The 20,826-nt window shown below is 67.2% G+C and carries 24 protein-coding genes and 2 tRNA genes; 13 read left to right on the top strand and 13 right to left on the bottom strand.

From position 1 onward, the window contains the following. The first annotated feature begins 147 nt into the window (after positions 1–147). Complete coding sequence (locus OYT95_RS32885; protein WP_112299504.1) at positions 148–339, top strand: hypothetical protein; 192 nt, start codon at positions 148–150, stop codon at positions 337–339. A 4-nt stretch (positions 340–343) separates the two neighbouring features. Here OYT95_RS32885 and OYT95_RS32880 read toward each other — a convergent pair whose 3' ends face one another. Continuing rightward, the gene (locus OYT95_RS32880) at positions 344–541 is read right to left on the bottom strand and encodes a hypothetical protein (protein WP_037226529.1); all 198 of its coding nucleotides are present in this window, start codon (positions 539–541) and stop codon (positions 344–346) included. Between the two features lie 135 nt (positions 542–676). Between OYT95_RS32880 and OYT95_RS32875 the strand changes: the two genes are divergently transcribed. Together OYT95_RS32875 and OYT95_RS32870 are read left to right on the top strand one after the other, a co-directional pair. Continuing rightward, positions 677–1,192, top strand: a complete 516-nt coding sequence (locus OYT95_RS32875; protein ID WP_037226680.1) for a GbsR/MarR family transcriptional regulator — start codon at positions 677–679, stop codon at positions 1,190–1,192. Beyond that, positions 1,185–1,445 carry a hypothetical protein gene (locus OYT95_RS32870; protein ID WP_037226679.1) on the top strand — a complete coding sequence of 87 codons (261 nt, stop codon included), beginning with the start codon at positions 1,185–1,187 and terminating at the stop codon, positions 1,443–1,445. Before OYT95_RS32875 ends, OYT95_RS32870 begins: the two co-directional genes overlap by 8 nt. Positions 1,446–1,543: 98 nt before the next feature. Here OYT95_RS32870 and OYT95_RS32865 read toward each other — a convergent pair. The 4 genes from OYT95_RS32865 to OYT95_RS32850 form a co-directional block, all read right to left on the bottom strand. Further along, positions 1,544–1,615: transfer RNA gene (locus OYT95_RS32865), tRNA-Val, on the bottom strand. 32 nt (positions 1,616–1,647) lie between these two features. After that, positions 1,648–2,112, bottom strand: a complete 465-nt coding sequence (locus OYT95_RS32860) for a peroxiredoxin (RefSeq protein WP_005247827.1) — start codon at positions 2,110–2,112, stop codon at positions 1,648–1,650. Between the two features lie 40 nt (positions 2,113–2,152). Beyond that, a complete protein-coding gene (locus OYT95_RS32855) occupies positions 2,153–2,578 on the bottom strand; it encodes a DUF3052 domain-containing protein (RefSeq protein ID WP_005247829.1) in 426 nt (141 codons plus the stop codon). Positions 2,579–2,746: 168 nt separating this feature from the next. Then, positions 2,747–3,283, bottom strand: a complete 537-nt coding sequence (locus OYT95_RS32850; protein WP_037226527.1) for a hypothetical protein — start codon at positions 3,281–3,283, stop codon at positions 2,747–2,749. A 224-nt stretch (positions 3,284–3,507) separates the two neighbouring features. Between OYT95_RS32850 and aceE the strand changes: the two genes are divergently transcribed. From aceE to OYT95_RS32820, 6 genes are all read left to right on the top strand, one after another. Then, on the top strand, positions 3,508–6,363 hold the full coding sequence (gene aceE / locus OYT95_RS32845; RefSeq protein WP_037226525.1) for a pyruvate dehydrogenase (acetyl-transferring), homodimeric type: 2,856 nt from the start codon (positions 3,508–3,510) through the stop codon (positions 6,361–6,363). A 75-nt stretch (positions 6,364–6,438) separates the two neighbouring features. Next, on the top strand, positions 6,439–7,710 hold the full coding sequence (locus OYT95_RS32840) for a PucR family transcriptional regulator (RefSeq protein ID WP_005261202.1): 1,272 nt from the start codon (positions 6,439–6,441) through the stop codon (positions 7,708–7,710). Positions 7,711–7,837: 127 nt separating this feature from the next. Next, a complete protein-coding gene (locus tag OYT95_RS32835) occupies positions 7,838–8,755 on the top strand; it encodes an ACP S-malonyltransferase (RefSeq protein WP_037226523.1) in 918 nt (305 codons plus the stop codon). Positions 8,756–8,861: 106 nt separating this feature from the next. Further along, positions 8,862–9,173 (top strand): meromycolate extension acyl carrier protein AcpM, encoded by a 312-nt coding sequence (gene acpM / locus OYT95_RS32830; RefSeq protein ID WP_005247839.1) that lies wholly within the window; start codon positions 8,862–8,864, stop codon positions 9,171–9,173. Positions 9,174–9,181: 8 nt separating this feature from the next. Continuing rightward, positions 9,182–10,432 carry a KasA/KasB family beta-ketoacyl-ACP synthase gene (locus tag OYT95_RS32825; protein ID WP_005247840.1) on the top strand — a complete coding sequence of 417 codons (1,251 nt, stop codon included), beginning with the start codon at positions 9,182–9,184 and terminating at the stop codon, positions 10,430–10,432. Between the two features lie 94 nt (positions 10,433–10,526). Next, positions 10,527–11,960, top strand: coding sequence for an acyl-CoA carboxylase subunit beta (locus OYT95_RS32820; RefSeq protein WP_112299501.1), 1,434 nt, complete (start codon positions 10,527–10,529; stop codon positions 11,958–11,960). Between the two features lie 69 nt (positions 11,961–12,029). Here the strand turns inward: OYT95_RS32820 and OYT95_RS32815 are convergent, their stop codons facing one another. The 4 genes from OYT95_RS32815 to OYT95_RS32800 form a co-directional block, all read right to left on the bottom strand. Beyond that, the gene (locus tag OYT95_RS32815; RefSeq protein ID WP_005247843.1) at positions 12,030–12,539 is read right to left on the bottom strand and encodes a DUF3145 domain-containing protein; all 510 of its coding nucleotides are present in this window, start codon (positions 12,537–12,539) and stop codon (positions 12,030–12,032) included. A 125-nt stretch (positions 12,540–12,664) separates the two neighbouring features. Continuing rightward, on the bottom strand, positions 12,665–13,483 hold the full coding sequence (locus tag OYT95_RS32810; RefSeq protein ID WP_112299500.1) for a serine hydrolase domain-containing protein: 819 nt from the start codon (positions 13,481–13,483) through the stop codon (positions 12,665–12,667). 45 nt (positions 13,484–13,528) lie between these two features. Next, on the bottom strand, positions 13,529–14,656 hold the full coding sequence (locus OYT95_RS32805; RefSeq protein WP_005247847.1) for an NDMA-dependent alcohol dehydrogenase: 1,128 nt from the start codon (positions 14,654–14,656) through the stop codon (positions 13,529–13,531). 110 nt (positions 14,657–14,766) lie between these two features. Further along, positions 14,767–15,285, bottom strand: coding sequence for a DinB family protein (locus OYT95_RS32800; RefSeq protein WP_268790116.1), 519 nt, complete (start codon positions 15,283–15,285; stop codon positions 14,767–14,769). A 66-nt stretch (positions 15,286–15,351) separates the two neighbouring features. On the opposite strand from OYT95_RS32800, the gene OYT95_RS32795 reads away from it, so the two are divergent. Together OYT95_RS32795 and OYT95_RS32790 are read left to right on the top strand one after the other, a co-directional pair. Beyond that, positions 15,352–15,684 carry an MBL fold metallo-hydrolase gene (locus tag OYT95_RS32795; RefSeq protein WP_268790115.1) on the top strand — a complete coding sequence of 111 codons (333 nt, stop codon included), beginning with the start codon at positions 15,352–15,354 and terminating at the stop codon, positions 15,682–15,684. Positions 15,685–15,711: 27 nt separating this feature from the next. Next, positions 15,712–16,185: a hypothetical protein gene (locus OYT95_RS32790; RefSeq protein ID WP_268790114.1), complete on the top strand. Its 474-nt coding sequence runs from the start codon at positions 15,712–15,714 to the stop codon at positions 16,183–16,185. Positions 16,186–16,201: 16 nt separating this feature from the next. Here the strand turns inward: OYT95_RS32790 and OYT95_RS32785 are convergent, their stop codons facing one another. The 3 genes from OYT95_RS32785 to OYT95_RS32775 form a co-directional block, all read right to left on the bottom strand. Further along, positions 16,202–16,684, bottom strand: a complete 483-nt coding sequence (locus tag OYT95_RS32785; RefSeq protein WP_268790113.1) for an adenosine-specific kinase — start codon at positions 16,682–16,684, stop codon at positions 16,202–16,204. Between the two features lie 177 nt (positions 16,685–16,861). Beyond that, positions 16,862–17,506: a vitamin K epoxide reductase family protein gene (locus tag OYT95_RS32780; RefSeq protein ID WP_268790112.1), complete on the bottom strand. Its 645-nt coding sequence runs from the start codon at positions 17,504–17,506 to the stop codon at positions 16,862–16,864. Continuing rightward, on the bottom strand, positions 17,481–18,134 hold the full coding sequence (locus tag OYT95_RS32775; RefSeq protein WP_268790111.1) for a DsbA family protein: 654 nt from the start codon (positions 18,132–18,134) through the stop codon (positions 17,481–17,483). The genes OYT95_RS32780 and OYT95_RS32775 overlap by 26 nt, the downstream gene beginning before the upstream one ends. A 134-nt stretch (positions 18,135–18,268) precedes the next feature. Between OYT95_RS32775 and OYT95_RS32770 the strand changes: the two genes are divergently transcribed. Continuing rightward, on the top strand, positions 18,269–18,682 hold the full coding sequence (locus OYT95_RS32770) for an ArsR/SmtB family transcription factor (RefSeq protein ID WP_268790110.1): 414 nt from the start codon (positions 18,269–18,271) through the stop codon (positions 18,680–18,682). Continuing rightward, positions 18,675–20,672, top strand: a complete 1,998-nt coding sequence (locus tag OYT95_RS32765) for a heavy metal translocating P-type ATPase (RefSeq protein ID WP_328286519.1) — start codon at positions 18,675–18,677, stop codon at positions 20,670–20,672. Before OYT95_RS32770 ends, OYT95_RS32765 begins: the two co-directional genes overlap by 8 nt. A gap of 73 nt (positions 20,673–20,745) precedes the next feature. On the opposite strand, the gene OYT95_RS32760 is transcribed toward OYT95_RS32765, so the two are convergent. Further along, positions 20,746–20,819: transfer RNA gene (locus tag OYT95_RS32760), tRNA-Ile, on the bottom strand. Positions 20,820–20,826: the final 7 nt, after the last annotated feature.

The following is a 20,826-nucleotide window of genomic DNA, read 5'->3' as shown; positions in this document are numbered from 1 at the left end:
CCCATTCAGGGGCGGCGCACGGCCCCGCCCTGCTCACATCTTCGGTGCTGACTCAACACACCCACGTGGCCCGGCGGGGTTCTGCGCGTCCGGTGGACATTCGTGTGAGGCATTGGTTTCGCCGACTGCGCCTGGGACGATCGAGAGGTGTGCAGCGACCTGACGAAGCTCGGCGACGACGAACTGCTCGCCCGGCTGGACGAGCACCGAGCCCTGCTCGGCGAGTCGATCGCGAACGACTACGGCTGCGAAACGGTTCGCGGAGTCACCAGCCGGATCACAGAATTCGAGGCCGAACTCGATCGCCGCGGCTCCGCGACCACGCGAGACGCGACCTGACGGGCTACGTGCGGGACCTGCGGCTGGTGGCGGGAGCGGACCAGAGCCCGCTCACTTCCCCGCCTTCCTCGTAGCGGTCGATCTTCACGATGCCCGCCCCGGGTTCGGTGGGCCGGTGCGTCTCGTTGACGGCCTGGAAGTCTGATTCGAAGGTCTTGTCGCTCGACGTGCCGTTGCGCAGCGTCACCTTGTACCTGGGCATGTCAGGAATATGCCACTGCAGGCGAAGCTCCGGGCGCTGAACAGGTTAACTCCACGAAATCGGTCCCCGCACCGCAGCTGAACTGAAATGACACACATCTGTGTCATTTCAGTCAGAAGTGCTATCTTCGGTGTTGTGCCGTCCGACACACAGCTGATCTTTGCCGACCACGTCGGCCGCTTCTACGCACGCCGGTACGGATTCCCGCCGATGGCGGGTCGGCTGCTGGGGTACCTGTTCGTCTGCGATCCGCCGCAACAGACGATCGACGAACTGGGCGAGGCGTTGCTGGCGAGCCGGAGCGCCATCACCGGAGCGGTCAAGCTGCTCGAGGGCTATCGGATGGCGCGGCGGACCCGTGTCGCCGGTGAGCGGGTGGACCGGGTGAGCCTGGACCCGGCCAGTCAGCAACCGCAGAACTTCGATTCCGCCCTGCACCGGGAGCATGCGGCGCTGTTCCGGGAGGGACTGGCGTTGCTGGCCGACGCTCCACCCGAACGACGCGCCCCGCTCGAGGAGATGGTCGCGCTTGCCGACTTCCTCAGCGAACGACTTCCGGCCCTTCTGGACGAGTGGCACACGCATCGTGACGAACTCCGAGATCGGCACACGAGGAAACTCGATCGAGAAGAGGATGTACATCATGACTGAATCCGAACTGTCCGCCCTGCGCGAGCGTGCCGGCAACGGTGATTCGACGGCGCTCGACATTCTCATCGAGCTCGCCGGCGAGCGGGGTGACATGGACGAACTCCGGCGCCTCGCCGACAACGGCAGCTCCGACGCGGCCGACCAGCTCATCGAACTCGCCACCGAACTCGGCGACATGAACGAGCTCCGGCGCCTCGCCGACAACGGCAACATCACCGCCGCCGAGCAGCTCATGGAACTCACCGAGGAGTGAGGCGGGTGCGCGGCGGCCGAACGCGGGCAGCCGGTGAACACCGGCATCGAGAAAGCCCCGACCTGCATCGGAATGCAGATCGGGGCTTTGCCTGACGGTGGGCGCGGAGGGTTTCGAACCCCCGACCGCTGGTGTGTAAAACCAGAGCTCTACCACTGAGCTACACGCCCGAACATCCGGCGAGAACCTCGCCGGATGCGCATCAGGACTCTAGCGTGGCGAGCGCTTTCTCCCAAGCTCCCTGGTCACGGGCCTCTCCGGGCCCGTTCATCTCGGCGAACCGGATGACGCCTTCCTTGTCGATGACGAAGGTGCCGCGGTTCGCGAAGCCCAGCTTCTCGTTGAAGACGCCGTATTGCTGCGCGACCGCACCGTGCGGCCAGAAGTCGGCGAGCAGCGGGAAGGTGTATCCCTGCTCGGCAGACCAGATCTTGTGTGTCGGCGACGCACCGACGGAGAGCGCGAGAATCGCAGTCTCGTCGTTCTCGAACTTCGGCAGTTCGTCGCGAACCTTGCAGAGTTCACCCTGGCACGTTCCGGTGAACGCGAGGGGGTAGAACACGAGCAGGACGTTCTTCTTTCCGCGGTAATCGGAAAGCGTCACTTCCTGATTGTTCTGGTCCTTGAGGGTGAAATCGGGGGCGGTGGTGCCCACCTCGAGCGGCATGACGTGATCCTTCGGTGAGTGAACGAAAAGGTGAGGCTGTTCAGCGCTTGTTCGCGGGACGCGACTTCGGCTGAACCAGACGGCTTCCCGACCAGTCCCCGAGGTTTGCCGCCGACGTCTGGGTGAGACCCGCTGTAGGTGCGGACTCGGCGATCTCGCTGGGCTCCACGTGACCGGGCTGACCGGTCTTGGGGGTGAGGACCCACACGAATCCCTCGTCGGCCAGAGGGCCGATGGCATCCATGAGGGCGTCGACGAGGTCTCCGTCTTCGTCGCGCCACCACAGCAGCACGACGTCGATCACCTCGTCGGAATCCTCGTCCAGTAGTTCTCCACCGATGGTGTCCTCGACCGCGGCACGCAGGTCGTCGTCGGTGTCCTCGTCCCAGCCCAGTTCCTGTACCGCCATGTCGGCAGTGATCCCGAGTTTCTGAGCGTAGTTTTGGGCGTCCGCCGCGGCGACCACGGTGGGGTCCTCCTTTTGTTGACGGTGCTCGGATACCCGAACACCTGCCGGATGAAGATCAATTAGGTGAAAGCGAACATGCTCGAACGCTTTCGCGCAAGCCGACCGCGCGAATTTTTCTCAGAAAGTAGTGATGCGTGGTCATCGACCGAGCCTACGGTGCGGGAGTCACGATGTGGGGCAGGCTGCCCGAATCGAGTCGCTGAGCTCGTCTCCACGGCTGGCGAGCGTGTTCAGAATGTCTCCGCGCTGCCCGCCGTCGACGGCGGCCGCGAGTTCCCGATAGTTGTTTGCGTAATCGGTCAGCAGTCCGGTCAGTTCGGCGGGAAGAGTGGGGGTGGCGGCATTCGCCCCGTCGGCCGCCGCCCGGAGGGCCGCCGCCGCGGCGCTCGCCTTCGCGCCGGTATCCGCGGCATCGGCGTTGGCGGCGTCGATGAAGGCGTTGTAGGTGTCGATGGTGTCGCCGGCACGGTTCACGAACATCGTGCACTGCTCCACGAGCGCGTCCCGCTCGGCCGCGGCCTTCTGAGAGGACGACGCGGCGACCGATGAGGACGTCGCCTCCGCGGCGTACTCGGCGGCCTGAGAATCGTTCTGCTGCGCTGTCCCCTCGATCGCGCCGCCGCATCCGGCGATGACCGCCACACCGACGATCGCCGCGACGGCAGCACTCGCCGGCCCCCAGCGGCGCGTCGACGTGCGCATTCGTCTCCCCCATGTTTTCGACGACATCGATAAGTTCAACATTCGGCCCCGGATCTGCGCAAACGCTACCGGAGAGTAACCCGAACACAGTGTGCCGACTGCGCCGCGATGGTGAAAGATGAGGGTCGCGCCATATTCATAAAGGAGATGGGTCGGGCCTAACAAGGCCGCGATCGCATGGAGAGGACGCCACACCGCGCGTCCCACCACAATGAGGAGCAACGTTGTCAGACCTGATCCAGGGACCCGCGTCTCAACCGGATTCCGCCACACCCGGCGCCGGAGCGGCCCAACCTTCCAACCCCAGTGCGACCCCGGGTTCCGACGGCCGCGTTCGCGTCATCCGTGAGGGTGTTGCGTCTTATCTGCCGGATATCGACCCGGACGAGACCACGGAGTGGTTGGAATCGTTCGACGGACTGTTGGACCGGTCCGGACCGACCCGTGCCAGGTATCTGATGTTGCGGATGCTCGAGCGGGCCGGGGAGAAGCACGTCGCTTTGCCGGCGTTGACGTCGACCGATTATGTGAACACCATCCCGACGGAGAACGAGCCGTGGTTCCCCGGCGACGAGGAGACCGAGCGCCGGTACCGGGCGTTCATCCGGTGGAACGCGGCGGTGATGGTGACCCGCGCGCAACGGCCGGGGGTCGGGGTCGGTGGCCACATCTCGACGTATGCGTCGTCGGCCGCGCTGTACGAGGTGGGGTTCAATCACTTCTTCCGCGGCAAGGACCATCCCGGTGGTGGGGATCAGATCTTCATCCAGGGCCACGCGTCGCCGGGCATCTACGCCCGCGCCTTTTTGGAGGGGCGGATCCCGGCGGAGCGGATGGACGGGTTCCGGCAGGAGCACTCGCACGCCGATCAGGGCGGTGGGTTGCCGTCGTACCCGCACCCCCGGCTGCTGCCGGATTTCTGGGAGTTCCCGACCGTGTCGATGGGGTTGGGCCCGATGAACGCGATCTACCAGGCCCGGTTCAACCATTACCTGCACGACCGCGGCATCAAGGACACCGCCGATCAGCACGTGTGGGCGTTCCTCGGGGACGGGGAGATGGACGAACCCGAATCGCGGGGTCTGGCGCATGTGGCGGCCACCGAAGGTCTGGACAATTTGACGTTCGTGGTGAACTGCAACCTGCAGCGCCTCGACGGCCCGGTCCGCGGCAACGGCAAGATCATCCAGGAGTTGGAGTCGTTCTTCCGCGGCGCCGGCTGGAACGTGATCAAGGTGGTCTGGGGCCGCGAGTGGGACGCGTTGTTGCACGCGGACCGGGACGGTGCCCTGGTCAACCTGATGAACGTCACCCCGGACGGCGACTACCAAACCTATAAGGCCAACGACGGCGGGTACGTGCGGGAGCACTTCTTCGGGAGGGATCCGCGGACGAAGGAACTGGTCGCGAACCTGTCCGATCAGGACATCTGGAACCTCAAGCGCGGCGGGCACGACTACCGCAAGATCTACGCCGCGTACGCGGCGGCGATGGCGCACAAGGGGCAGCCGACGGTGATCCTGGCGCACACCATCAAGGGCTACACCCTGGGCAAGCACTTCGAGGGCCGCAACGCCACCCACCAGATGAAGAAGCTGACCCTGGATGATCTGAAGAATTTCCGGGACCTGCAGCGCATCCCGATCTCCGACGAAGAGTTGGAGAAGGACCCGAAGATGCCGCCGTACTACCACCCCGGCACGGACGCCCCGGAGATCCGGTACATGCTCGACCGGCGGAAGGCGTTGGGTGGGTTCCTGCCGCAGCGCCGCACCAGCCCGGCGCCGTTGCCGCAGCCGGCGGACTCGACCTACGATGTGGTCCGCAAGGGCTCCGGTAAGCAGCAGGTCGCGACCACCATGGCGTTGGTGCGGATCATGAAGGAGTTGTTGCGGGACAAGGAGATCGGCAAGCGGATCGTGCCGATCATCCCGGACGAGGCCCGCACCTTCGGGATGGACTCCTGGTTCCCGTCGCTGAAGATCTACAACCGCAACGGGCAGCTGTACACCGCGGTCGACGCCGATCTGATGCTGGCCTACAAGGAGTCGGAGATCGGGCAGATCCTGCACGAGGGCATCAACGAGGCCGGCTCGACCGCCTCGTTCACCGCGGTCGGCACCTCCTATGCCACCCACGGTGAGCCGATGATCCCGCTGTACATCTTCTACTCGATGTTCGGGTTCCAACGCACCGGCGACGGCCTGTGGGCGGCGGCGGATCAGATGGCCCGCGGCTTCGTCCTCGGCGCCACCGCCGGCCGCACCACCCTGACCGGCGAGGGACTCCAGCACGCCGACGGGCACTCGCTGCTGCTGGCGTCGACGAACCCGGCCGCCGTCGCCTACGACCCGGCGTTCTCCTACGAGATCGCGCACATCGTCAAGGACGGGCTGCGCCGGATGTACGGCGGCACCGAGGGGGTCGACGGGTTCGGCGGCGAGGACATCTTCTACTACATCACCCTCTACAACGAGCCCTACACCCAGCCCGCCGAGCCCGCCGACCTGAACGTCGAGGGCCTGCTCAAGGGCATGTACCTGTTCAAGAAGTCCGAGGCATCCGGCCCGAAGGCGCAGATCCTGGTCTCCGGTGTCACCATGCCCGAGGGCCTGCGCGCCCAGCAGCTGCTGGCCGACGACTGGGGCGTGGCCGCGGACGTGTGGTCGGTCACCTCCTGGGGTGAGCTGCGCCGCGAGGGCATCGAACGGGAGCAGCAGGCGCTGCGCGACCCCGGCACCGACGCCCCGCTGCCGTACGTCACGCAGGCGTTGTCCGATGCCGCCGGCCCGTTCGTGGCGGCCTCGGACTGGATGCGCGCCGTCGCCGACCAGATCCGTCAGTGGGTCCCCGGCTCGTACACCACCCTCGGCACCGACGGGTTCGGGTTCTCCGACACCCGCCCCGCCGCCCGCCGGTACTTCAACGTCGACGCCGAATCCATCGTCGTCGCCGTGCTGTCCGCCCTCGCCGGCGAAGGCACCCTCGACCGCTCCAAGGCCGTCGAAGCCGCCAACCGGTACCGCATCGACGACGTCCGCGCCGCGGCCGTCTCCTACACGGATACCGGCAGCGCGTAACGCCGACATCCTCACCCACCGCCGCCCGTGTGTCCGTCGGACAACACGGGCGGCGGTGGGCGTAGGTTCTTGACTATGGTCGAGCAGAGTCCGTTGGTCTCCCGCAGACGACAAACCCGGGATCCGTTGCCCGACGCACTGTTGCGTCGCGTCAAACAGTTCTCCGGTCGCCTCTCGACCGAGGCCGTCACGACGATGCAGGATCAACTGCCGTTCTTCGACGACCTCGACGCCGCTCAACGCTCCAACGTGCAGTTGCTGGTTCAGACGGCGGTCGTCAACTTCCTCGAGTGGCTCAAGAATCCGGACAGTGACATCCGGTTCAGCCTGGACGCGTTCCAGGTGATTCCGCAGGATCTCGCGCGCAGGCTCACCCTCAGCCAGACGGTGGACATGGTCCGCGTGGCGATGGAGTTCTTCGAGCAGTGGCTCCCGGCGCTCGCCCGCAACGACCAGCAGCTGATCGCCCTCACCGAGGCCGTCCTCCGCTACGGTCGCGAACTGGGTTTCGCGGCCGCCTCGGTGTATGCGAGTGCCGCGGAGTCCCGCGGTGCGTGGGACACCCGGCTCGAGGCACTGGTCGTCGACGCCGTGGTCCGTGGTGACACGGGCTCGGACATGTTGTCGCGGGCGGCGACTCTCAACTGGGACGCCACCGCCCCCGCCACCGTCATCGTCGGCACTCCCCCCGAGGACGAGCGGGTCTCCGTCGTCGGCACGGTGCACACCATCGCGCAGAAGCACGGCCGCGCCGCCCTCGCCGTCGTGCAGGGTTCGCGGCTCGTGATGGTCGTCAGCGGGGAGCTCCAGGAGGGGTCGGGGCACTCGAGTTTCATGACCGACCTGCTCGGCAAGTTCTCGGACGAGCCGGTGATCATCGGGCCGACCACGCCGACGCTGGGCGCGGCTCATTTCAGTGCCGTCGAGGCGCTCGCCGCGATGCAGGCGGTCGCAGGCTGGCGGGGCGCCCCTCGGCCCGTCCATGCCGCCGAGTTGCTACCCGAGCGCGCACTGCTCGGGGACAACGCCGCCGTCACCGCTCTGAACGACCATCTGGTCGCGCCGCTGGCGGCCGCCGGAGGTGTTCTCACCGACACTTTGGACGCATATCTCGACTGTGGAGGTGCGGTTGAGACTTGTGCCCGGCAGCTGTTTGTTCATCCAAATACTGTGCGGTATCGACTCAAGAGAATCGCGGAAGTCACCGGTCGCGATCCGACGAATCCGCGGGATGCGTATGTACTCAGAGTGGCTGCCACGGTGGGTCGATTGACACATTCCCATAACGAACCCATATCACGTTTAACACCAGTCACACCCTTCCCATTCGGAGAAGCAGGGCTGTAACGAACGTCTGTCCAGATTCGATGCGAGGACCCCACGTGCAATTTTGTGGGAACCCAACAAATCCGCCGACGAAGGTTCATCCGCAACGACATCTCGCAGCACGCCGTTGACGGTGTTCTCTTGAAGAGTGATTTCGTTGCTCGCCCCGGGTCAGGGCTCTCAGACTCCCGGCATGCTCATCCCTTGGTTGGAGCTGCCGGGTTCTCATGACCGTGTCGCACTGTGGTCGAAGGCTGCCGGCCTCGACCTCGTCCGCCTCGGTACCACCGCGACAGCGGAGGAGATCACCGACACGTCGGTGACTCAGCCCCTCGTCGTGGCCGCCGCACTCCTCGCCTTCGAGGAACTCGACGCGCGTGGCCTGGTTCCCGCAGACACCATCGCGGCCGGACACTCGGTCGGTGAACTCGCCGCAGCCGCGGTCGCCGGAGTCCTCTCCGCCGACGACGCCGTCGCACTCGCCGCCGTCCGCGGCGCGGAGATGGCGAAGGCCTGCGCACTCGAACCGACCGGCATGTCCGCGGTCCTCGGGGGCGACGAGACCGAGGTGCTCGCCCGCCTCGACGAACTGGGCCTCGAACCGGCCAACCGCAATGCGGCGGGCCAGATCGTCGCTGCAGGTCTGCTGTCGGCGCTCGAGGAACTCGCCGCCAACCCGCCGGAGAAGGCGCGGGTTCGCGCTCTTCCCGTCGCAGGCGCGTTCCACACCCGGTTCATGGCTCCCGCGCAGGAGGCCGTCACCGAGGCTGCGTCCAAGATCACACCGGGGGAACCCACCCGCACTCTGCTCTCCAACGCCGACGGTGCACCGGTCGCATCCGGAGCCGACGCACTGACTAAACTGGCCGCGCAGGTAACCCGACCTGTGCGTTGGGACCTGTGTACCGCAAGCCTGCGGACCGCTCAGGTCTCCGCGATCGCGGAACTTCCACCAGCCGGAACCCTCGTCGGTATCGCCAAGCGTGAAATGCGCGGCACTCCGACTCTGGCACTCAAGACCCCGGGGGATATCTCCGCACTAGCCGAACTGACAGAACTCGGCTAGTTTGCTGCGCGCACCTCGGTGCGTGCAGGGCCCGCAGGCGCGGCCGATGGGGACGTGCCTGCACAACTCCAGATACATCTACACCGAATCAGAAGGGAGCCACTCAGTGGCCGCCACCCAGGAAGACATCATCGCCGGACTCGCGGAGATCATCGAGGAGGTCACCGGTATTGAGCCGTCCGAGGTGACCATCGAAAAGTCTTTCGTCGACGACCTCGACATCGACTCCCTCTCCATGGTTGAGATCGCCGTCCAGACCGAGGACAAGTACGGCGTGAAGATCCCCGACGAGGATCTCGCCGGACTGCGCACCGTCGGTGACGCCGTGTCCTACATCCAGAAGCTCGAAGCAGAAGGTGGCGCCGACGCGGAGGCCGTGAAGGCGAAGCTCGAAGCTGCCAAGAACGACGAGGAGTGAGCTCAGCCGTGACTTCCGCCTCGACCAACGGGAAGCAGTTCCCCAACATCGTCGTCACCAGCCTCGCGGCCACGACGTCGATCGCTGGTGACGTGGATGCCACGTGGAAAGGCCTGTTGGCCGGCGAGAGCGGCATCGACACCATCCGGGAAGCCTTCGTCACGGAGAACGACCTTCCGGTGACGATCGGCGGCAAGCTCAAGGTGTCGCCCGACGAGTCGCTGTCCCGGGTCGAGATCCGCCGGATGAGCTTCGTCGAGCGGTTGGCGCTCGTCCTGGGCCGTCAGGTCTGGGAGAACGCCGGCAGCCCGGAGGTCGACAAGGATCGCCTCGGCGTCGTGATCGGCACCGGACTGGGCGGCGGCGAAGCTCTGATCGACGCCGTCGAGAAGATGAAGGCCGGCGGGTACCGCAAGGTGTCGCCGTTCGCCGTCCAGATGGTGATGCCCAACGGTCCGTCGGCCACCGTCGGACTCGAGCTCGGGGCCCGCGCCGGAGTGATCACTCCCGTGTCGGCCTGCTCCTCGGGTTCCGAGGCCATCGCCCATGCGTACCGCATGCTGGTGATGGGCGACGCGGACATCATCGTCGCCGGTGGTGTGGAGGGTTACCTCGACGCCGTGCCGATCGCGAGCTTCGCGATGATGCGCGCGCTGAGCACCCGCAACGACGATCCGAAGGCGGCTTCGCGGCCGTTCGACAAGGATCGTGACGGCTTCGTGTTCGGTGAGGCCGGAGCGATGATGGTCCTCGAAACCGAGGAGCACGCCAAGGCTCGCGGTGCCACCATCCACGCCCGTCTGCTGGGCGCGGGAATCACCTCCGACGGGTTCCACATCGTCGCTCCCGATCCTTCGGGTTCGGGCGCTGCGCGGGCCATGACGAGGGCGATCGAGACTGCTGGATTGACGAAGACGGACATCCAGCACATCAACGCGCACGCCACGGCCACTCCGATCGGTGACACGGCGGAGGCGAACGCCATCAAGGCTGCCGTCGGCAACCATGCCGCGGTGTACGCACCGAAGTCCGCGTTGGGGCACTCGATCGGCGCCGTCGGTGCGCTCGAGGCGGTGCTCACGGTCCTGAGTCTGCGGGACGGAGTCATTCCGCCCACGCTGAATCTCGAGAATCAGGATCCAGAGATCGACCTGGATGTCGTCAAGGGCGAAGCCCGTTACGGCGAGATCGATTTCGCGATCAACAACTCGTTTGGTTTCGGTGGGCACAACGTCGCGCTCGCCTTCGGCCGGGCCTGACAGCCGGTCCTGCTAGATCGCGGGTGGAGACCCCTTCTCTGAAGGGGTCTCCACCCATCGACAGCCCACCCGGGCCCGCCACAAGGAGGACGCGATGACAATCTTGGCACCCGCGACTAAGTCCGATGCGTCGATCGATCCGCGCGATCCCCTTGCGCGCCTGGAGAAGCTGTTCGACGCCGGGACCGTCGTCCCTCTGCATCCGCGTGACAAGTCCGGTGTGCTGGCCGCGTCCGGCAACATCGACGGTGTCCGCACCATCGCCTACTGCTCCGATGCCACCGTCATGGGCGGCGCCATGGGTGTCGAAGGCTGCAAGCACATCGTGACGGCGATCGACACCGCCCTCGAGGAGGACGCCCCGATCGTGGGTCTCTGGCACTCGGGTGGCGCGCGTCTCGCCGAGGGCGTCGAGGCCCTGCACGCCGTCGGACTGGTCTTCGAGGCCATGGTCCGCGCGTCCGGCCGCGTCCCACAGATTTCCGTCGTCCTCGGCTTCGCGGCCGGCGGTGCGGCGTACGGTCCCGCGCTGACCGACATCGTCATCATGGCGCCGGAGGCCCGCGTCTTCGTCACCGGCCCGGACGTGGTCCGCAGTGTCACCGGTGAGCAGGTCGACATGGTGTCACTCGGCGGTCCCGACACGCACACGAAGAAGTCGGGGGTCGCGCACATCGCCGCCCACGACGAGGGCGACGCCCTGCACCGGGCACGCCGCCTCGTGTCGATGTTCTGTGAGCAGGGCGATTTCGATCAGGCCGCGGCCGCGCACGGCGACACCGATCTCCGCGCACTCATGCCCGAGTCCGCGAAGCGCGCCTACGACGTCCGTCCGATCGTTCACGAACTTCTCGACAACGTCGAGGGCGAGTCGAGTTTCGAGGAACTGCAGGGCAATTACGCCCGCAGCATCGTCACCGGTCTCGGACGCCTCGGTGGCCGCACCGTCGGTGTCATCGCCAACAACCCGCTCCGCCTGGGTGGCTGCCTCAACTCGGAGAGCGCCGAGAAGTCGGCACGTTTCGTCCGGCTGTGCAACGCATTCGGCATCCCGCTCGTGGTGATCGTGGACGTTCCCGGCTACCTCCCCGGTGTGAGCATGGAATGGGAAGGCGTCGTGCGCCGCGGCGCCAAGCTGCTCCACGCGTTCGCCGAAGCCACCGTTCCCCGCGTGACGGTCGTGACCCGCAAGATCTACGGCGGGGCGTACATCGCCATGAACTCCCGCGCGCTCGGCGCCACCGCCGTCTACGCGTGGCCCGATGCGGAGGTCGCTGTCATGGGCGCCAAGGCCGCCGTCGGCATTCTGCACAAGCGCGCCTTGGCCGCAGCGCCGGAAGAAGAGCGTGAGGCCCTGCACGAGCGTCTGGCCGTCGAGCACGAAAGCATCGCCGGTGGCGTCGACCGTGCTGTCGCGATCGGTGTCGTGGACGAGGAGATCGACCCGGCCAAGACGCGCAGCGTCATCACCGCCGCCCTCGCTGCGGCTCCCTCCACCCGCGGCGACCACAAGAACATCCCGCTGTGATCTGAGCTCTGTTCGAGAGAAGGCCCCCGCCGTTGTGGCGGGGGCCTTTTCGCGTCCGTGAGGCGGGTGTCAGCCGACGTCCCGGCGCAGCCAGGTGACCTCGGCGCCTTCTCCGCCGCTGCGGAACGGCTCGAGCGCCTCGTCCCAGGCGGTTCCGAGTGCATAGTCCAGTTCGGCGGCGATGTCGCCCCCCGCTTGCATCAGTGCCCGCAGGCGCATCTCCCCGACGACGACATCGCCGTTCGCGCTGGTGGACCCGTGCCACAGGCCCATCCCGGGCACGTGGCTGTACCGTTCGCCGTCCACGCCCTCACTGGCGTCCTCGGTCACCTCGAAGCGCAGCATCGGCCAGGCGCGAAGCGCGTTGACCAGCCGCGAGGCGGTGCCGACAGGCCCCACCCAGCTGGTGGTCGCGCGCAGAACGCCGTTGGAGGCCGGCTGCGAGGTCCATTTCAGGTTGGCTCGGCAGTCGAGGGTCGCGGTCAACGCCCACTCGATATGGGGGCACAACGCGGCGGGCGACGAGTGGATGTAGACCACACCAGCCGTCGCGTCCGCGAACTGATTCAATGCGCGCACTCGAGCCTCCTGCTTCGACGAGGGACGTCTTCCCCAACGGCCTCAGTCGGTGTGTGCAGCACGCTCGGTTGACCAGTGTGCCTTGTGATGCCTGTGTTGCGCCAGTGATTCGAGCAATCGGTGTGTCATCGTCTACTGCGTTCCGAGAGGATACCGTCGCTCAGCTCGGTCCACAGGGGCTTGGCCCAGTCACCGAAATCCCGGTCCGTCAACGCCACGCAGGCCAGTCCGGCGGCCGGATCGACCCACAGGAAGGTACCGGCCTGCCCGAAGTGGCCGAACGTCTGCGGCGAGTTGCTCGTGCCCGTCCAGTGCGGGCTCTTGCCCGAACGGATCTCGAACCCCAGCCCCCAGTCGTTGGGCCGCTGTGAGCCGTATCCGGGCAGAATTCCGTCCAGCCCGGGAAACTGCACGGACGTGGCGTCCGTGAGCGTCTGGGGCGAAATGAGGGCCGGGCGGAACAGCTCTGCTGCGAACCGGCCGAGATCACCGGCCGACGCCTGCGCTCCGTGGCCGGCAGGCCCGACGAGCGCGGACGCGCCCATCGACAGTGGAGCGAAGACGGATTCCGCGACATAGTCGGCGAAGTCGATCGACGTCTCGGCGGTGAGGAAGTCGGCGAGCACCTCGTAGCCGGCGCTGGAGTAGATTCGCTTGCGCTCCGGCGCCGTCTGCACACGGTTCGCGTCGAATGCGAGACCCGACGCGTGCGCCAGCAGATGACGCACGGTCGAGCCCTCCGGGCCTGCGGGCTGGTCGAGTTCGACGGCCCCCTCCTCGGTGGCCACCAGTACCGCGTACGCGCAGAGCAGTTTGGTCACCGAGGCCAGGGGGAAGACGCGCCGCTGGTCGCCGTACTCGCCGATCACCCCTTCGTCGCGCGACAGGACCACCGCCGCAGCGTTGTCCACGGGCCATCGGGCAATCTGATCGAGACTCTGCACCCGGTCAGCCTACGAGAGCGGCCCGCGGTCAGCTGCGGCGAGCCGTCACCAGTCGGCTTCGGTGTACCGGATGACGCCGCGAATGTTCTTGCCGTCGAGCATGTCCTGATACCCGTCGTTGACGCCTTCGAGGGTGTAGGTGCGGGTGATCATGTCGTCGAGGTTCAGCTGCCCCGACTTGTACATGGCCAGCAGGTTCGGGATCTCGACCCGGGCGTTTCCGCCGCCGAAGATGGTGCCCTTCAGGTCCTTCTGCAGCATCGAGAAGAGGAACAGGTTCAGCTTGACGTCCATGTCGGTCATCGCGCCCATGGCCGTGACGACGCACGTGCCGAACTTGCTGGTGAGCAACAGGGCTTCCTCGACGTATTCGCCGTGCATCTCCCCGACCGTGATGATCGTCTTCTGCGCCATCAATCCGTTGGTGAGCGCGATGATCGGCTCGATTGCGGCCGCGGCACTCTCGAACGCGTGGGTGGCACCGAACTTCAGCGCCTGTTCCCGCTTCCACGGCACCGGGTCGATGGCGAAGATCTGACGCGCTCCGGACGCCACCGCGCCCTGCAGTGCACTCATGCCGACGCCGCCGACACCCATGATGACGACGGATTCGCCCGGCTTCACCTCCGCCATCCGCGTCGCCGAACCCCACCCGGTGGGTACGCCGCAGCCGACGAGGGCGGCGACGTCGAAGGGAATGTCCTTGTCGATCTTCACGACCGAAGTCTCGTGCACGACCATGTAGGGCGAGAACGTCCCGAGGAGACACATCGGGATGACGTTCTCCCCGCGCGCGTGGATGCGGAAGGTGCCGTCGCTGATCGCCAGTCCGCTCAGGAGTCCCATTCCGAGGTCACAGAGATTCTGGTGTCCCGCCGAGCACGCCGGACAGCGTCCGCACGCGGGCACGAACGAGAGCACCACGTGGTCGCCGACTTCGAGATCCTTCACCTCCGGCCCCAGCTTGGTGATGACGCCGGACCCTTCGTGACCGCCCATCACCGGGAAGGACGCCATCGGCATCGAACCGGTGACGATGTGGTGGTCGGAGTGGCACATTCCGGCGGCTTCCATGCGAATCTGCACCTCGCCCGCAACCGGATCGCCGATCTCGATCTCCTCGACCGACCACGGCTCGTTCAGGCCCCACAGGATCGCACCCTTGGTCTTCATGTGACTCCCAACCCTTCATTCATGTCTGCGCATCTGCTGATGTGACGATAGACACAAACGGGCCGAATTGGAACACGTTCTACCGAATCGGGTCCCGGAATCCGAAACTGTTACCCCGACACGTCGTGGAGGTGGTGGATCGGATCGTGGACGAAGTACCTGGCCAGCGACTCCACCGTGAACGATGCGCCGTCGCTCCGCCGCCCGGTCCGCACCCGCAGTTCCGGCGCGACGGCCTCGAAGTCGTCCGCCACCGACGCGCCCGCCGCACGCAGTTCGGCGTCCACGACGGCCGGATCCTGCTCGTTGTAGCGCTCGGCGACCGCGGTCTCGTCCTGATCCCAGTTCGGGAACAGTGGATCCGTCTCATCGAGGATGAGCCGGAGCCGGACGTCGAAGATCCGGAACACGTCGCGAACGTGTGCGGCGTACTCGAGCGCCGACCACGTCTGCTCGTCCGGCCGGACCGTCACGTCGGGGCGGGTGAGGACCGGCGACCATGCCTCCGCGTTCTCCCGGACCAGACCCGGGATGTCCTCGTACCGGGTTGCCGCCGAGTCGAACCCGCAGTCGGGGCATGCCCGGTCCAGGACCCAGGTCCAGTTCTTCGTGTCGGGAGTGATCGCCATGGCGGTCATCGTAGAACGGCCACAGATCCCGCCGTGCGGATGCCGCCCACCGGTACGGTCGCGAGCATGCACGCCACCTTCCTCGGTGTTTCCACGATCCTGTTGTCCGACGGCGAGACGTCGCTGATGACGGACGGTTTCTTCTCCAGACCGCCGCTCCTGCGATCGATGCTCCGGCCGCTGCGCCCCGACGGTGCCGCCGTCGACCGGGCCCTCACGCGAACTCGCACCGACCGCCTGGCCGCCGTCCTCGTCGCGCACTCGCACTACGACCACGCGATGGACTCCCCGACGGTGGCGGAACGCACCGGCGCGGAACTCGTCGGTTCACCGTCGACGCGTCACATCGCCGAGGGTTACGGGTTCGCGATGGACCGGTTCCGGACGATCCAGGTGTGAAGTCCCCTGAGATACGGTGCATTCGAGGTGACGGCGCTGCCCGCCGAGCACAGCCCCCGGGCGAAGTTCCCGGGCACGATCGACCACGCGGTGCACCCGCCGGCATCGATCGGCGAATACGCGCAGGGCGACTGCTTCTCGTTCCACTTCGCGCACCCCGACGGCCGCGTCCTCGTCCACGCCAGTGCGAACTTCGTGCCCGGCGCACTCGACGGATACGACGCCGACACCGTCTATCTCGGCATCGGCACCCTCGGCAAGCAGTCCGACCGATTCCGCCGCGACTACTGGGACGCACTCGTGACCCGGACCGGCGCACGCCGCGTGATCCCGATCCACTGGGACAATTTCTGGAAGCCCCTGGACCGGCCGCTGACGCCGCTTCCCCGCTTCGCCGACAACGTCCGGCGGTCCGTGCGGTTCCTCACCGAGAGGGGCCTGGCCGCGGGGGTCGACGTGCAACTCCCCGTCGCCTGGGAACGCGTCGATCCGCTGGCTTAGTCCGGGCTCCGCTCGCTCAGAGCTTGTAGCCGATCGTCCGGAGCAACGCCTTGCGGTCGTCGACGTCGGCATCGGTCTCGACACCGGCGGGTGAGCGCCCGTCGATCACGCCGGCAATGCCGCGGCCGAGTTCCGTCTCGGCGACGATGATCTCGACAGGGTTGGCGGTCGCGCAGAAGATGCCGCACACCTCCGGCACCTGCTTCAGCGTGTTCAGGACGTTCACCGGGTAGCCGTCCTCCACGAACACGAAGAACGAGTGTCCCGCGCCGACCGCGACGGCGTTGCGGGTGGCCAACTCGACGAGACGGTCGTCGTTTCCGGAACAGCGCACGAGGCGAGGCCCCGACGCTTCGCAGAACGCGACACCGAACCGGAGGTGGGGGCTCACTCCCACCAGGGCCTCATGCACGTCCTCGACGGTCTTGATGAAGTGGGACTGTCCGATGATCACGTTCATGTCGTCGGGCTTGTCGATCGCCACGATCTGCAGCTCCACGATGGCCTCCTCGGGTGCCTTTCAGTCTGCCCCGCTCCGGCACGGAGAACAACGACGCGGCCCCACGCGCCCTCGACCACCCTATCGACGTGGGCCTACGACCCACTTCCCCGAGACCGAGCGGGACACCTGCCGTGAAAGGGACCACTGCGCGAGAGACGCCCGACGCGGCGCACGTCACAGCAGCCCGGACCAGTACGGCCAGAAGCGGTAGACGATCAGCCCGAGCAGTGCGAGCACCCAGACCGTGACGGGCACCAGGTGGTCGACGGTCGCCGCGGCGGCGGCCCGCTGCACCGGTGACGTCGGGCGGGCGGTGCGAAGGTTGCGGACCGTGACGTACCAGAAGAGCGGCACCGTCACCGCCCACACCACCATGCAGTACGGGCACAGGGCGCCGATGACGTAGAGGCTCTGAGCGATGAGCCAGTGCACGAACACCACCGCGGCGGCAAGACCGGCCTGCAGGGCCAGCCAGAACCACCGTGCGACGCGGGCGCCGGCCAGCAGCGCGGCGCCGGCGGCCGCGACGACGGCGAAGCCGGCGATGCCGAGCAGCGAGTTCGGGAATCCGAACACCGCGGCCTGCTCGGTGGCCATCACCGAACCGCAGTTGAGCACCGGATTGATGCTGCAGGTCGGGACGTAGCTGGAATCGGCGGCGAGCGCGAACTTCTCGACGGTGAGCACGAACGAGGCGAACAGGCCGATCAGGCCGCCGACCAGCAACAGCCACGGCAGTACCCGCTCGAGACTGCGGACGCCGGGTGCGGCCGGCCCGGACGTCTCGACGGCGTCAGGCGAGCGCGGCGTCGAGGGCATCCGTCAGATCGTGGTAGCCGGCCGGCTCGAGCCGAACGCCGTCGACGAAGAACGTGGGCGTGCCCTGCACACCCAACGCGTGCCCGTCGGCGACATCGGCGTTGATCCGGTCGAGTGTGGCGGGAGCGGTGTAGGCGGCGTCGAACGCGGCCATGTCGAGGCCGAGGTCGACGGCGAAACCGCGAAACACCTCGTCCTTCGGGGCGCGCTGCTCACCCCACTCCGCCTGGGTCTCGTACATCCGCTGATACATCTGCTCGAACCTGCCCTGTTGCGCCGCGGCCTCGACCGCCCTCGCGGCCCGTTCGGCGTTGAAATGGGAAGGCAACGGGAAGTACCGGACGACGAAACCGACCCGGTCTCCGTACTCACGGCGCAACTGCTCGATCGCCGGATACACCGCCCGGCAGGCCTCGCACTCGAAGTCGAGGAATTCCACGAATGTCACCCGGCCATCGGGAGCGGAGGCCAGCCGATGGCTGTCCGGACGCGCCGCCACCGCCGCGGCCTCGGCTCCGCCGGCGGTCGGCCGACTGTCGGCGTCGGAGCGGTTGGCCGGCACCACCGCAGAAAGTCCGAGCACGAACACCACGATCAGGGCCAGTGAGAACGTGACGTTGCGGGTCATCGGGCACTCCACCCCGGGCACAGACCGGAAGCGGACGAAAGCGGCGAAGCGGACATGCGCGCCATACTAACGAGCGCTGAGATCGCCGGCCCGAGAGGGTTTCCGTCCATATCAACGATCGTTAGTATATTGATATGACTGAGGAACGCGTCGATACCTGCGACCTGCTGTGCCTGGACCTTCCGCACGCCGAGCAGATCCGTGCCACGTTGCCGCCGCTGCGGCAGGTCGAGCCGGCCGCCGCCGCCGCCCGGGCACTGAGCGATCCCACCCGGCTGACGATCGCCACCGCCCTGTACTCCGGCGGTGAACTCTGCGTCTGCGACATGGCGTGGGTGGTCGGGCAGGCGCAGAACCTGGTCTCGCACCATCTGCGGCAACTCAAGATCGCCGACCTCGTCTCGTCACGGCGGCACGGCCGGTTGGTGATGTACGCGCTGACCGACCGCGGTCACGGCTTGGTGCGCGCGGTAATCGGCGACGAACTCGCTTCGGCGACCACCGGACCCGAGAACAGTAACGACATTGCGGACGTCAGCCGTGGCTGACGCATGCTGCGGGCCTGCACCCGCGAGGCCGAACTCCGTCGGCGCGACGACATCCGATGACGGTCCGGAACGGCTGTGGCAGGTCCGCGAGCTGCAGTACGCGGCCGTCGCCGCGGTCCTGCTCGGCGCCGGATGGCTCATCGGCACAGCCGGATCCGAGCGTGTGGCGACACTGCTCGCACTGCTCGCCGCCGTGGTCGCCGCGGTCTCCTTCGTTCCCGGGGCGGTGCGCAATCTTCGGCACGGCCGGGTCGGGGTCGGCACCCTGATGACGATCGCCGCCATCGGCGCGATCGCACTCGGACAGATCCCCGAAGCCGCGATGCTCGGCGTCCTGTTCTCCATCGCCGAAGGTCTCGAGCACTACGCAGTGACCCGCACCCGCCGCGGACTGCGCGCCCTGCTGTCCCTCGTGCCGCCGACCGCGTCGGTCCTGCGCGAGGGCACCGAGATCATCCTCGCTCCGGACGAACTGTCCATCGGCGACATCATGGTGCTGCGGCCCGGCGAGCGGGCAGCCACCGACGGGGTGATCCGGTCCGGACGAACCAGCCTGGACCTGTCCGCGATCACCGGCGAATCCGTCCCCGTCGAGGCCGGCCCCGGTGACGAGGTGCATGCCGGGGCGATCAACGGCGGCGGTGCCGTCGAGGTACAGGTCACCGCACTCGCCGCCGACAGCTCGCTGGCACGGATCGTGCACATCGTCGAAGAGGCCCAGGAACGCAAGGGTGCCGGACAACGGCTCGCCGACCGGGTCGCCCGCCCTCTGGTCCCGGCGATCATGTTCCTCGCCGCTCTGGTCGCCGGCCTCGGGTCCCTGCTCGGCGATGCGATGCTGTGGATCGAGCGGGCCCTGGTCGTGCTCGTCGCCGCCTCCCCCTGTGCCCTGGCGATCGCCGTACCGCTGACCGTTGTCGCCGCGATCGGCGCCTCCAGCCGACACGGCGCCCTCGTCAAGGGCGGAGCCGCACTCGAGGAACTCGGGCGCATCCGAGTCGTGACGCTCGACAAGACCGGCACCCTGACGCGCAACACCCCGCAGGTCATCGCGGTGATCACCCGAAACGGGGTATCCGAGCACGACGCCCTCACCGCGGCCGCGGCGCTCGAAGCCCGCAGCGAACACCCCCTGGCGCGGGCCGTCCTCACCGCAGCAGGTGACGTCACCGCCGCCGAGGACGTTACCGCCGTGCCCGGTCACGGGCTGCACGGCACCGTCGACGGAATCCCGCTTCGGCTCGGCAAACCCGGATGGATCGACCCCGGTGATTTCGCCGACGACGTCGCCCACCTCCAGGGCGAAGGCGCCACAGTGGTGCTCGTCGAGCGAGACACCACCGTCGTCGCGGCCATCGCGGTCCGCGACGAACTGCGCCCCGAGGCACCCGAGGCCGTCCATCGACTCCGGGGGCTGGGCATCGACGTGGCCATGCTGACCGGCGACAACCGCCGCACCGCCGAGACACTCGCCGCCCAGGCCGGAATCTCCACCGTGCACGCCGAACTGCTCCCCGAAGACAAAGCAGCTCTGCTCCCCGCACTCGCCGGAGGCCGGAGAATCGCCATGGTCGGCGACGGCGTCAACGATGCCCCCGCACTCGCCACCGCCGACATCGGAATCGCGATGGGCGCCATGGGAACCGACGTCGCCATCGAAACCGCCGACGTCGCGCTCATGGGAGAGGACCTGCGCCATTTGCCCCAGGTCCTCGCGCACGCCCGCCGCGCCCGCCGCATCATGCTCCAGAACATCGGGCTGTCCCTGGCCATCATCGGTGTACTCGTCCCGTTGGCCGCGACCGGTGTCCTCGGCCTGGCGACCGTGGTGTTCATCCACGAATTCGCCGAGGTCTTGGTCATCGTCAACGCCATCCGCGCCGCCGAGCTACCCGGACTCACCGCAACCGGAGCGCGTCACGTGGACGAACGGATCTTTACACCCACGATCGGCGAAAGGGATCCGGAGTTGATCCGCCCGATTCCCTGACGGGTCTCGCGAACTGTCGACGAGCAGTGGCAGACACCGACTCGGCGGCGTCGGCACCGGCAGGCGATATCGGTGGGGCGGGCGGGGCTCGAACCCGCGACCAATGGATTATGAGTCCACGGCTCTAACCGACTGAGCTACCGCCCCATCGCCG

The sequence above is a fragment of the Rhodococcus sp. JS3073 genome (assembly GCF_026810085.1).
Lineage (GTDB): Bacteria > Actinomycetota > Actinomycetes > Mycobacteriales > Mycobacteriaceae > Rhodococcus_F > Rhodococcus_F wratislaviensis.
The sequence above is the reverse complement of the archived record's forward strand: the minus strand, read 5'-3'. Positions and strand labels throughout refer to the sequence as shown.

Bases quoted from the DNA above. Each gene is read 5' to 3' on its own strand.
- OYT95_RS32880 (WP_037226529.1), bottom strand. From the start codon at position 541: ATGCCCAGGTACAAGGTGACGCTGCGCAACGGCACGTCGAGCGACAAG.
- OYT95_RS32870 (WP_037226679.1), top strand. From the start codon at position 1,185: ATGACTGAATCCGAACTGTCCGCCCTGCGCGAGCGTGCCGGCAACGGT.
- OYT95_RS32860 (WP_005247827.1), bottom strand. From the start codon at position 2,112: ATGCCGCTCGAGGTGGGCACCACCGCCCCCGATTTCACCCTCAAGGAC.
- OYT95_RS32850 (WP_037226527.1), bottom strand. From the start codon at position 3,283: ATGCGCACGTCGACGCGCCGCTGGGGGCCGGCGAGTGCTGCCGTCGCG.
- OYT95_RS32840 (WP_005261202.1), top strand. From the start codon at position 6,439: ATGGTCGAGCAGAGTCCGTTGGTCTCCCGCAGACGACAAACCCGGGAT.
- OYT95_RS32820 (WP_112299501.1), top strand. From the start codon at position 10,527: ATGACAATCTTGGCACCCGCGACTAAGTCCGATGCGTCGATCGATCCG.
- OYT95_RS32805 (WP_005247847.1), bottom strand. From the start codon at position 14,656: ATGAAGACCAAGGGTGCGATCCTGTGGGGCCTGAACGAGCCGTGGTCG.
- OYT95_RS32800 (WP_268790116.1), bottom strand. From the start codon at position 15,285: ATGGCGATCACTCCCGACACGAAGAACTGGACCTGGGTCCTGGACCGG.
- OYT95_RS32795 (WP_268790115.1), top strand. From the start codon at position 15,352: ATGCACGCCACCTTCCTCGGTGTTTCCACGATCCTGTTGTCCGACGGC.
- OYT95_RS32780 (WP_268790112.1), bottom strand. From the start codon at position 17,506: ATGCCCTCGACGCCGCGCTCGCCTGACGCCGTCGAGACGTCCGGGCCG.
- OYT95_RS32775 (WP_268790111.1), bottom strand. From the start codon at position 18,134: ATGACCCGCAACGTCACGTTCTCACTGGCCCTGATCGTGGTGTTCGTG.
- OYT95_RS32770 (WP_268790110.1), top strand. From the start codon at position 18,269: ATGACTGAGGAACGCGTCGATACCTGCGACCTGCTGTGCCTGGACCTT.